The sequence below is a fragment of the Dapis brunnea BLCC-M229 genome (assembly GCF_050015995.1).
Taxonomy (GTDB): Bacteria; Cyanobacteriota; Cyanobacteriia; order Cyanobacteriales; family Microcoleaceae; genus Trichodesmium.
Genome location: NZ_JBNHEP010000230.1, coordinates 1 through 10,028 on the forward strand (window position 1 = coordinate 1; position 10,028 = coordinate 10,028).

At 37.2% G+C, this 10,028-nt stretch carries 8 protein-coding genes; 7 read left to right on the forward strand and 1 reads right to left on the reverse strand.

The window, feature by feature from the left end; genetic code table 11:
* The first annotated feature begins 733 nt into the window (after nt 1-733).
* Nucleotides 734-1,030 (forward strand): Dabb family protein, encoded by a 297-nt coding sequence (locus ACP6PM_RS26725; RefSeq protein WP_426589935.1) that lies wholly within the window; start codon nt 734-736, stop codon nt 1,028-1,030.
* A gap of 786 nt (nt 1,031-1,816) precedes the next feature.
* Here the strand turns inward: ACP6PM_RS26725 and ACP6PM_RS26730 are convergent.
* Nucleotides 1,817-2,128 (reverse strand): SPFH domain-containing protein, encoded by a 312-nt coding sequence (locus tag ACP6PM_RS26730; protein ID WP_426589936.1) that lies wholly within the window; start codon nt 2,126-2,128, stop codon nt 1,817-1,819.
* 247 nt (nt 2,129-2,375) lie between these two features.
* Between ACP6PM_RS26730 and ACP6PM_RS26735 the strand changes: the two genes are divergently transcribed.
* The 6 genes from ACP6PM_RS26735 (at nt 2,376) to opcA (ending at nt 9,732) form a co-directional block, all read left to right on the forward strand.
* Nucleotides 2,376-2,603, forward strand: coding sequence for a ribbon-helix-helix domain-containing protein (locus tag ACP6PM_RS26735; RefSeq protein ID WP_426589937.1), 228 nt, complete (start codon nt 2,376-2,378; stop codon nt 2,601-2,603).
* A gap of 66 nt (nt 2,604-2,669) precedes the next feature.
* Nucleotides 2,670-3,068, forward strand: a complete 399-nt coding sequence (locus ACP6PM_RS26740) for a hypothetical protein (protein WP_426589938.1) — start codon at nt 2,670-2,672, stop codon at nt 3,066-3,068.
* Between the two features lie 401 nt (nt 3,069-3,469).
* Nucleotides 3,470-4,534 (forward strand): class 1 fructose-bisphosphatase, encoded by a 1,065-nt coding sequence (fbp, locus tag ACP6PM_RS26745; protein ID WP_426589939.1) that lies wholly within the window; start codon nt 3,470-3,472, stop codon nt 4,532-4,534.
* Nucleotides 4,535-4,917: 383 nt separating this feature from the next.
* Complete coding sequence (gene tal / locus ACP6PM_RS26750) at nt 4,918-6,066, forward strand: transaldolase (RefSeq protein ID WP_426589940.1); 1,149 nt, start codon at nt 4,918-4,920, stop codon at nt 6,064-6,066.
* Nucleotides 6,067-6,448: 382 nt separating this feature from the next.
* Entirely contained in the window at nt 6,449-7,978 is a 1,530-nt protein-coding gene (zwf, locus tag ACP6PM_RS26755) for a glucose-6-phosphate dehydrogenase (protein WP_426589941.1), read from the forward strand.
* Between the two features lie 431 nt (nt 7,979-8,409).
* The gene (opcA, locus tag ACP6PM_RS26760; protein ID WP_426589942.1) at nt 8,410-9,732 is read left to right on the forward strand and encodes a glucose-6-phosphate dehydrogenase assembly protein OpcA; all 1,323 of its coding nucleotides are present in this window, start codon (nt 8,410-8,412) and stop codon (nt 9,730-9,732) included.
* The last annotated feature ends 296 nt before the right edge of the window (nt 9,733-10,028 follow it).

Sequence of the window (10,028 nt, forward strand, 5' to 3'; positions counted from 1 at the left end):
TCAGAGATTGTTTGTAAAGGAAATATAAAAAGGAGATAGGGAACAGGGAACAGGGAACAGGGAACAGGGAACAGGGAATAGGGAATAGGGAATAGGGAATAAGGAGGAAGAAATCAAGACAAATATTTGTCGCTTAAAAATCTAGGAATATATGTACTGAATACTTCTCTACCTACCAAATTTCAATCTCTTGAAGTATTACCGCTTTTAGATTTTAGTCACTCGCATGTTCTCTTAATACTTATTTTACAAACAGTCTCTCAGCTATCAGCTATCAGTTTCCTAGATATATCTACATTTCCTGCCACAGAATTGTGTGGGTTGACAACTAAAGTTAGTCGTTCTTGTGCTTCAATTCTCTAGTTGAAAATGTAGTAGAAGTGAAAAGATTATTTGCTTCATTCATTAGAAAGCTGAGGCCTAATACCAATTCCCAAAAGCATTGCTATACTTAGGTCGCACTTCAGTTATTAAGTAATTAACACAGGGGAAATTACTTTTTTGCTCTTTATTAGCCCAGTTAATGTTTATTATTTTTATGTTTATTCCTCCCTACACGGACCACATTCCTCACACTTCCCCACCCGATCGGGTATAGCATTCTTTTTGAGAAATGGTATAACTGCTAATAGCTAAATGCTTACATTTAGCACCAAATTCATAACTTAAATTCGCAATAGCTGCACCTCAATTTATGTTAAAATTTAGCGGATGTTTTAACGGATTTATTTAGATGATAGTACATATAGTTTTATTTAAGTGGCAGCCAGATACTTCACCAGAAACTATTGCCTCAGTTATGTCAGCTTTGAGAGGAATGAAAGGGAAAGTTCCAGAAATAATTGATTTATCTTGCGGGAATAATTTATCCGAACTTTCTCAAGGATTTCAAAATGGTTTAGTAGTTCAAGTTAAAGATAAAGCTGCTCTTGATGCTTATGCCAAAAATCCTCTTCATCAAGAAATTATTCAGACCTTAATTAAGCCGATTTTGATAGATAAAATTACTGTTGATTATGAAGTTGAATAAATAGAACTTACCCAAAGAAACTTGGTTGCTACGATAAATCCTTAGTTTTAACAATAAACGTATACTAAAAAACTAAGTTTCTGGGTTTTGTGTGCCTAATTCCTGATAAATTCACATAAGAATTAAAGGTAAGATTCCAGAAATAATTGATTTATCTTGTGGAAAAAATTTATCAGAACTTTCTGAAGCATTTAAAAATGGTTTGGTGGTTCAAGTTAAGGATAAAGTGGCTCTTGATGATTATGCTAAAAATCCTCATCAGGAAAATTATCCCTAGACTTTGACAAAAAATTATGATGTTGAAAGTTGATAATTGAAGAACAAAGACTGTATTCTTTGGTTACTCGGTTATTTTGAGGTTAAAAAAGCAGCTTTTTAAGAAAACTTCATGGGGGTAATTTCCCCCATATTGTTATTTTGAAGATAGCAATATTACTATTCTAAAAATTTAGCAATTAATTTTTGCTTAATCTCTAATTTATTGCTGTTAACTTCTTCTAATTCCTTGTCAATATCTGACTTTAAACTATTCTTGATTTCTAGTAATATACTTGTATCAGTCTCACCTTCTGTTGCCGTACCAGCTTGTGCTAGTCTGATAAAAGGTTGGCAAGTTTTACTATCTGGTTCCAGAATTGTTAAAATAGCTAGTAATTCGCCAAAACTTTTTAATTCTATTCAAAACCTCTTGTTTTTTTCTACATTATCAATTTTACAATAACAACGCATTACCAATGTATAAAATTTTTTATAAATAGTATAATTATGGCTAGTAAATTGATAAATCTATTCTGATGAAATAAACTTAGAAATTTCTTTTGCTAAAGGTAAAATATCAGATGGAATCATCAAAATAGTTGTCGTATTTTGTTCAGTTCCAATTTCAGCAATCATCTGGATTCGACGTAATTCTAATGCTACTGGAGACTTAGCAATTTCCTGTGCCGCTTGTGTTAGTTTAATAGTAGATTCATACTCAGATTCAGCTTTAATTAGACGCGCTCTTTTCTCCCTTGCTGCTTCTGCTTCTTTTGCCATTGCCTGTTGCAAAGGAAAATCTTGACTACTCTCCTGAGCTTCAGCTAGGAGAGTAGTCAATCTACATACTTATATTAAAACAAGTTTCGATTATCAAAAAAGCCTTTTTTAAAACACCAAAATGGTGTAAAAAAAACACCACAAAAACATAAGTTTAGTGTATATTGTATTTAAGCCTATATGGAGAAGTCCAATTTTCTATTTATGGCTAGACAATTGAATACTTTGATGTAAGTAACTAATCAATTATTAATCAGGGTCTATCTCCTTATTTTGAGAAGATAGAGAAGGTCGAATTATGCAAAAAATGAATATCCAAGCATCCCGTCCCTCTACAAAGCGTATGTCTGTAACTTTGCCAACAGACGTAGCTGAAATGTTAGAATTTCTTGCTAGAAATCAAGGCATTAGTCAAAATGAGGCAATTCGCAAAGCTATAGCAACTGAAGCGTATTTTCAGAAGGAAATAAAGCAAGGTTCTACCGTGCTAATTATGAATTCTGATAAATCAGTAAAAGAAGTAGTTTTCAGATAATAGCTTAGTAGTTGCTTGATAGTTATAGTGGGGGCGGGTAAAAATTGTAAACCCTAATTATGCCCTATGAATAATTCAAAATTACAAGCACAAGAAAATCCAAGTCAAAACAAAGTTTCACATCCAGAAATACTAGAGACTGTAGAAACAAAAAATCTAGAGACACCAGATGTTTACAGCTATATCCAGAAGTATATTGATGAGAAAAATGCAAGCCCTGACACCATAAGATACATATCTAAATGGGCAAAAATTGAACAGGAGAAAACTAGAAAAAATATAGCTGAAAAACTTTTAATATCTTTTGGGGCATCGTTAGGGATTACTTATCTTCTGGTTGGTTTGGCATCTATTTATCCACAATTAGATAAGTCATTTATTCGGGAAATGATACCTATTATTATCACCCCACAAGTAACATTATTAGGTTTTGCGTTGGGCTTTTATTTCAAATATCAGGGTTAGAGTATCATTCTTTGTTGGGTTTTGTTCCTCAACCCAACCTACACTTATTGCTTATTCCTAACTAATATTAAAGTTTGTATTCCTACTATATTTTTCTTAGTAGATAATGCAAACTTTTTTTTTGAAATACATGAGGATTTCATCTCATATTAATTCGTTATCAAAAAATCTTTCATCTTTAGCCATTAGCAAATCTTCCTAAATTCTCTTCCCTCCTAACTCCTGACTCCTGACTCCTAAATTTTGACTAACGCTAATATCTAAAGTTCATATTAAAGAAGAGCAACCTCTGGCTTCAGCCTAAATAAAATAAACCCTAGGCATATCCAGAATAAAACTAAAGTTGCCTTTGCAACTAGCCTATTGACCGGAGCTATTTAAGATGGAGGAATTATATATATATGGTAGATGCCCAAACTGGGGAAGACCTCCACATTCGTCTGGAGGAAACACAGGCATTAGATCGTGATTGTACAACTTTATCACGTCATGTCTTACAGCAACTTCAGTTCTCACCAGATGCTCAAGATATCAGCGCCCTAATGAATCGAATAGGGTTGGCTGGCAAGTTAATCGCTCGTCGCCTAACTCGTGCTGGATTAGTAGAAAATGCTTTAGGATTTACTGGCACAGTTAATGTCCAGGGAGAATCCGTCAAAAAGATGGATATCTATGCCAATGATGTTTTTATCTCGGTATTTAAGCAAAGTGGCCTTGTCTGTCGCTTAGCATCCGAGGAAATGGAAAAACCCTATTACATTCCAGAAAATTGTCCAATTGGTCGCTATACATTACTTTACGATCCTCTAGATGGTTCTTCTAATCTAGATACAAATCTAAATGTGGGGTCTATTTTCTCAGTTCGCCAACAAGAAGGTGACGATGAAGATGGTTCCGCCCAAGATTTACTCCAAAGTGGACGTAAACAAATTGCTGCTGGTTATATTTTATATGGACCTAGTACAATGTTGGTGTATTCAATAGGCCAAGGAGTACACGCATTTACTCTAGACCCTAGCTTAGGTGAGTTTATCCTCGCCAATGAGAATATCAAAACTCCAGACCACGGTCCAATATATAGTGTGAATGAAGGTAACTTTTGGCAGTGGGATGATTCTATGCGCGATTATATCCGCTATGTTCATCGCCATGAAGGTTACACCGCCCGTTATGGTGGTGCATTAGTTGGAGATTTCCATCGAATTTTATATCAAGGTGGAGTATTTTTGTACCCAGGTACGGTGAAAAAGCCAGAAGGAAAATTACGTCTGCTATATGAATCAGCTCCAATGGCTTATCTAGTCGAACAAGCAGGTGGTAGAGCTAGTACAGGGACTGAAGAAATATTAGATGTGGCAGCAGATAAACTGCATCAACGGACGCCATTGATTATTGGAAGTAAGGAAGATGTGGCGCTTGTTGAGTCTTTTATTAAAGAACAAAAACGCATTTCTAATCAAAGTTAGGAATGAGAAGAAAATAAAGCCGGAGAAAATTAATTACGCTCAAGAAGTCTCCTAGGTATAAACCAAAAATTTCCGGTCTTATTGAATTTGCATTCCTTAACAACTTAAATCAGGTTGTATAGTTAAAGTTGTTTTAAGCACAATAAAGATTGCATTAAGTAATCAAAGCAGAGGTTAGGATATTTATAAATGCTCAAACTCAGTCATAGATTATTTTTGACTATTGCTTTGCGCACAGCGCTATAGACTTCACTGCTGCAACAGAGCAATAGTAAAGAAATTTTGAATACCTGCAGTAGCACATAACAGCTTAGTTATCCTTTAGAAGTATCTCAAGGCACAAAAAACTCCAACAAAACATAGTAGGAATTAAGGTAATAGCTATGACAACTAATCATTTGCTAGAAATAGAAAACCTAGGCCAGAGTATCTGGATGGATAATCTGAGTCGCAATATCATTGAGTCTGGGGAACTAAAAAGCATGATTGCCCAGAAAGGAATTCGTGGTATTACTTCTAATCCCGCGATCTTTGAAAAGGCGATCGCTGGTAATGCTATCTATGATGCAGACATTGAAGCTGGTATCAGTGCTGGTAAGTCAGTGATGGAAATATACGAATCTCTGGTTTTTAAGGATATTCGTGATGCCTGTGATATTTTCATGCCAGTTTATGAACAGACCAATGGTTTAGATGGTTATATTAGTATAGAGGTTCCACCAACTATTGCTAAAGATACAGAAAGTACCATCAGCGAAGCAATTCGTTATTACACTGCTATTGGTCGCGAAAACCTAATGATTAAGATTCCAGGTACACCAGAAGGTTTACCAGCAGTGACGCGAGTTATTAGTGAAGGGATAAATGTAAATGTCACTTTGCTATTCTCTGTAGAAAGCTATGTAAATACCGCCTGGGCATATATCGAAGGTTTAGAAGCTAGAGCTGCTAAAGGAGAGGATATTAGTAAAATAGCTTCTGTGGCAAGTTTCTTTCTCAGTCGGATTGATAGTAATATTGATGGTACGATTGATACAAAACTCAAGAATGTAGCAGATGAAACTGTCAAAGCAAAACTAGAAACAGTAAAAGGAAAAGTAGCGATCGCCAATGCCAAAATTGCCTATCAAGAATACAAAAAAATCATTCAAGGCGATCGCTGGAAAGCTTTATCAGCAAAAGGTGCAAAAGTACAAAGACTGTTATGGGCAAGCACCAGCACCAAAAATCCAGCCTACAGTGATGTAATGTATGTTGATGAATTGATGGGACCTAATACAGTTAATACCTTGCCTCCCCAAACCATAGATGCTTGTGCTGACCATTGTGATGTGGATAACCGAGTTGAGACCAACATTGAGGCAGCAATGCAGTTAATGGAAAGTCTCAAAGATCCTGAGATTAATATCAACATTGACCAAGTAATGGACGAACTCCTAGCAGAAGGGATAGACAAATTTATCAAACCCTTCACTTCTCTAATCAACTCCCTAGAAGAAAAAGTTAAAAAATTAGCACCTGTTTCAGGCTAACTAAATCTGACGTCATCAGTCATTTTCATGTCGGCGACAGCCGAAATGTGAAAAAAGTTACTATTTGACTGATGACTAAAAATAGAAATTAATGTAGTTAAATACGCTGAATTATTGAATAATTTGAGATACAACAAGTCATAAGATCGAGATTTGAACGCCTCAATCAATTTAAAAAAGCTAGTGCTAATTGCTGAGGAAACCTCAGAATGTAAGACGCACTCAAGAGATGCGGTCAGCTTGGCCATTAATGCCTGTGGACGGAGTGTTCCCGACTAGGGGAGCCGTCGGATTGGCGACTTATCCGGTGGAAGCAGGAAGTAAACATTAAATTTGTCACATTGTGACATTTTATATCAGTTTTATGGAGCAGTTAACATAGATGGTAGCATTATTAGAAAATCCTCTGCGGATTGGATTACAACAAGACCGGATTCCCGAACCACAGATTTTAGTAATATTTGGTGCATCCGGCGATCTAACCCAGAGAAAACTCGTTCCAGCATTATATCAAATGAAGCTAGAACGGAAACTCCCCCCCGAACTAACAATAGTGGGAGTAGCGCGTAGAGAATGGAGCCATGATTACTTCCGCGAACAAATGCGGACAGGTGTAGAAGAGTTTGGTGGTGGTTTACAATCTGAAGAACTCTGGAATGATTTTGCTAAAGGGATTTTTTACTGTCCTGGTAATATAGATAAACCAGAAGATTATCAAAAACTCAAAGAACTTTTGAGTCAACTGGACGAGGAGAGGGGTACGCGAGGTAATCGCGTATTTTACTTGTCTGTAGCTCCCCGATACTTTGGAGAAGCTACCCAACAGTTAGGGGCGGCAGGAATGTTACCCGATCCCAAAAAGCAAAGATTAGTAATTGAGAAACCCTTTGGTAGAGACCTCAGTTCAGCCCAGGTACTCAATAAAGTTGTGCGTCAAGTTTGCCCCGAAGAGCAAATATATCGCATTGACCATTATCTAGGGAAAGAAACTGTTCAAAACTTAATGGTATTTAGATTTGCCAATGCCATTTTTGAACCCCTGTGGAATCGTCAATTTGTCGATAACGTGCAAATTACTGTTGCAGAAACAGTAGGATTAGAAGGACGTGCTGGATATTATGAAACATCAGGTGCCCTGCGAGACATGGTACAAAACCACCTGATGCAGTTATTCTCCCTGACAGCAATGGAACCTCCTAATTCCTTAGATGCTGATAGTATTCGCAACGAAAAAGTAAAAGTAGTTCAGGCAACCCGTCTAGCAGATTTAGAGCACCTAGAATATTCAGCAATTCGAGGTCAGTATACACAGGGTTGGATGAAAGGTAAAAATGTTCCAGCTTATCGGGAAGAAGGAGGAGCAGACCCCAACTCTACAACACCTACTTATGCAGCACTAAAACTCAATATTGATAACTGGCGTTGGAAAGGAGTGCCATTTTATTTGCGGACTGGCAAGCGGATGCCAAAAAAAGTCTCAGAAATCGCAATTCAGTTTAAAGAAGTGCCATATTTGATGTTCCAGTCCGCAGCTAAACAAGCTAACCCTAATGTATTAGCTTTGCGCATTCAGCCTAATGAAGGGATATCGATGCGCTTTGAAGTTAAAACACCAGGTAGTTCCCTGCGAACTCGCTCAGTAGATATGGATTTCCGTTACGATACTGCTTTTGGTAAGCCTAGTACAGATGCTTACAGTAGATTATTGATAGACTGTATGTTAGCAGACCAAACACTATTTACCCGTGGCGATGAAGTAGAAGCATCTTGGCGAGCATTAACACCAATACTTAGTATTTGGGATGCTCCCGCTCCACCAGAAGTAATACCTTTGTATGAAGCAGGTACTTGGGGACCAGTTGAGGCAGAACTGTTGCTCAACCGAGATGGTCGTCGTTGGCGCAGACTTTAAATCAGTTATCAGTTATCAGCTTTTTACAGTAATGTCAGATAGGTTCGCCTATCTAGGGTCATTTCAGTTATCAGTTATTAGCAGTACCTCTGGCTGAAGTATCGGGATTGAAATACTGAATTGAATATTTTTTTATCCCTTTGAAAGGGGGGGGCTATTGACCTTATTTTTTGGTCACAAAACAAGTAATTTCCTCAAATTAAACTGACAACCCATGACTAGTTAGCGATCGCTAATGCCCTTTGGCAAGTATTATAGCCAACTGTTAACTTATGACTAATAAGTTACATTAGATTAGAAGTGTTATTACGGGTTCAACTTTTGACTATTAGATTTCTAATTAAGTAGAAATTTTTTTAGGAAAAAGAAGCCTACTTAATAACTACCAGGTTTAACGCAAGCATCACTAAAGAACTAAGCATTTACGAAAAATGAGTACAACACTTGTTGCCTTACAACAACCAAAAGATATCTCTCTGAGTGAAATTGAGGCAGAACTAAATAAAATCTGGCTCAGTCAAAGTGGAGGCAAGGCAACTCCAATTGCTACCAGGGCAGCTACTTTCAGTATGGTTATATATGAACCTGAAGAATTCCAGCAACTTTTGGCTGGTTTGGGATTCTACAAAGGTGAAATAGATGGTATTAATGGAACAGCAGCTCGTGAAGCTATTAAGGAAGCTCAAAAAACTTATGGATTACCAATAACAGGTAGAGTAGACTCCGAAACTCTTGCCAAGTTACGCTCAGAGTGGGCAGCTAAATCACCAGAAGATAAGCAATTCCCGAATTTTGATGTTCGGGGATTTAGTATGAGTGAAGTTATCGCAGCTCAAAATCCTTGTCGGGTGATTACTATGTGTCCTACCTTCGGAGAAGATACAGGGGTAACAGCTCAAGTTTCTGCTTATTGCCCAGTTCAGAAAAAACAGTCTTCACTAATTTGTTGTGAATACATCACCCTACGAGGGACTAAAGAAGCGCTGGAACGGGTGAGTGATGTAGTTACATCATTAATGATTCCTGACCTACCCAAATTTGTTTGGTGGAAAGCTACCCCCAACCCAGAACAAGAACTTTTCCGTCGCCTATGCAAAACTAGCAATTGCATTATTGTAGATTCATCTTATTTTAGCGATTCAGAATCAGAATTTCTCAAAATGCAGGAGTTGATTGAGGATAAAACCTATATTGCTGACTTAAATTGGCATCGTCTCTCTGCATGGCAAGAGTTAACTGCTGCCACTTTTGACCCACCAGAGCGTCGTGCTTCTCTGGGTGAAATTGACACAATTACCCTTGACTATGAAAAAGGGAACGCAGGACAAGCATTAATGTTCTTAGGTTGGTTCGCTAGTCGTCTTGATTGGCAACCTACAACTTATACTGAAACTGGTGGTGATTATGACATTATCCATATTAAGTTTACCAGTCCTACCGATAAGGAGATTTTAGCAGAGTTGGCAGCAATTCCTACTGCTGACTATGGTGAAATTCCAGGAGATTTAGTGGGTTTGCGTTTGGATTCGAGCAATCCCAATGCAGATTGTTGTACTATTTTGTGTTCTGAAACTACTGGTTGTATGCGATTAGAGGCTGGTGGTAGTGCCCAGTCTTGTCGTACAGAGCAAGTTAGTGCTTTAAGCGATCAGAAGGCAGAATATTTGATGGCTCAACAGTTACAACGTTGGGGAAGAGAGGTTTTGTATGAAGAGAGTTTAGCTGTAACTGCTGAAATTCTCAAATTGCGTTAATTTTGGGGCGTTGCATTATCAAGGGATGATTTTGATATGTATCCAAAAATTTAGCCCGATCAATCAAAAGTTTCAGATGCGTGCAAATTTAATTATCATCCCACAACTATGCAACGCCAATTTTGGCAATATAAATATCTCTCAAAATTAATCTTTTTCATAAAAATAATGTAGAGATGTTCCATGGAATTTCTCTACATTAGACTTGTCGCTTTATAACTAAAAAAAACTGGCAAACCCTAGTCATATCATGTCCGTTTATATCGTTTGTGTAAAAGTTAGCGTAAATATCAACA